The 1755-nt window shown below is 61.4% G+C and carries 1 tRNA gene; it reads left to right on the top strand.

The window, feature by feature from the left end:
• Nucleotides 1-59: 59 nt before the first annotated feature.
• Nucleotides 60-136, top strand: a tRNA-Met gene (locus AC1DYP_RS24755).
• Nucleotides 137-1755 lie beyond the last annotated feature (1619 nt).

Below are 1755 nucleotides of genomic sequence, written 5' to 3'. Positions count from 1 at the left end.
TGTAGAGCTCACGCTCCAAAGTCCAACCCTACCCACGATACACAAACTACCCACTTCGCCGCGGGGTGGAGCAGCCCGGTAGCTCGTCAGGCTCATAACCTGAAGGTCACAGGTTCAAATCCTGTCCCCGCACCCAAGATCAAGAATGGCCTCCTTCGGGAGGCCATTTTCGTTTGGGCCTATCTCCGCGCAGGCGAGGCCGGTCTACCGCCGGGTCCTCGCAACTCCCAGCTCGAGGGCGTGTCCGGGACCTTCCCAAGAGGCCTCGAGCTGACGCGCCGCGACTCCACTTCTCCGCAACACCGGGAATCGCATCGCCTGGGCCCTGTAAGGCCCTTGCGAAGGCGGCCTACGACGCCGTCTCACGGCGCCGGACGTCCGCATTCGGCGACTAGACGGCCCGCCAAGGCCGGGAATCGCCCGCGTCTGCCGCTGGTGTCGCTGCTCCGCGGGCCATATCCGCGCAACGCCAGGATTCTGGATCGCATTTGCCAGGTCGAAGTCGCGAAACCGGCCCTCGTCCGCCCATGGTGAGGTCGAATTCAACGAGAATCGGGTCCAGCTCAAGGCGCTGCGATCCGAAGATCCATCCAGAGCGGCGCCTTCTAACAGCATCCCATGCACCGCAGACCTCCCGGATCGCGCCCGTCGCGCGGCGAATCGTATCGATTCCTCCCGCTGAAGCGAGGCGGCGGCGATCGGACGCCTGTCTCGCGGTCGCAAAACCGGCGGCTCGACGCCGACCTGGATCAAGGCGTGCACCCCGCGCCGCCCGAGATTCCCCCTCTCGACGATGAAACCAGTCTCGATCCACGGGCGTTCGAAGGAATCGGCCGGCGATTCTCCAGCCCTCGACCGCCCCTTCCAACTCTTGTCGCGCAAGATCTGCGGGTCGATCGGCTTCCGCCTTCCTGTAGGGCGCGCGCCGATCTCTGGCGCGCAGGCTGAATCGAGGGGCGGCATCGTTCAGTCGATGTCCGGATAAGCGGCGGGGAGGGAAGGCGCCCGATTCTCCGCGGTACACGCGCCTTGCTCGGCGCTTGGCGGCCAAGTCGTGCACGAGGCCGGCGACAGCGACCAAAGGGTGCGACCTGGCCCCGCCAAAGCCCAAGCCGCCAAAGCCCAAGCCGCCAGATCGGGATTCAACCGGAGAGGGGTTGTCACCGCGTCGTCACACGCCTATATCCGCCCCTCGCTCGGAAACGCGATCGCGACCACGGGGCAGGAACCGCAAGGCTCTTGCTTTCTTCGGCCGGTTTCGTTAGTTTCCGCGCTCCAATCGACTCGGTAACGGATCCAGGCGGGCAGCCTCGGCGGCCCAAGGATCCCTTTTTGTCTCTTCGCTGCGGCCTTGGCCCTCCGAAAGGACGGAAGAATGAGGCGGTTGACTCTGGAGTGATGCCTCACTAGAAGCACCGCTCCTCACTGAAGCAAAGAGTTCGATAAGAATTCCAAGGTTCGGTGAAGTATTTGGCTTCGAAGGTTTGCTGAAATTCAGCAGAATTTGAGGTTGACACGGGGTTTGGCTTTCACTAGAAGCGCGGCTCCGGAAGGTTTGATAGAGGGTTCACAAGAATTCACTTCAAGTCTTCTCGAGTTCTTCGAGGGTTTCTTTGGAATTCTTGCTTGACTTGATTGGCGGCTTTCACTAGAAGGTCGCTTCGGTCTACTGGGTTTGCTTTGGTGCGGATTTGGTGGATTGGTTCGGACGGTTTTGTAAAAAACGGTTTGACACGGAATTCGAACGGAATTCGA

Source organism: Caulobacter sp. P1_D6 (genome assembly GCF_056406095.1).
The sequence above is the reverse complement of the archived record's forward strand: the minus strand, read 5'-3'. Positions and strand labels throughout refer to the sequence as shown.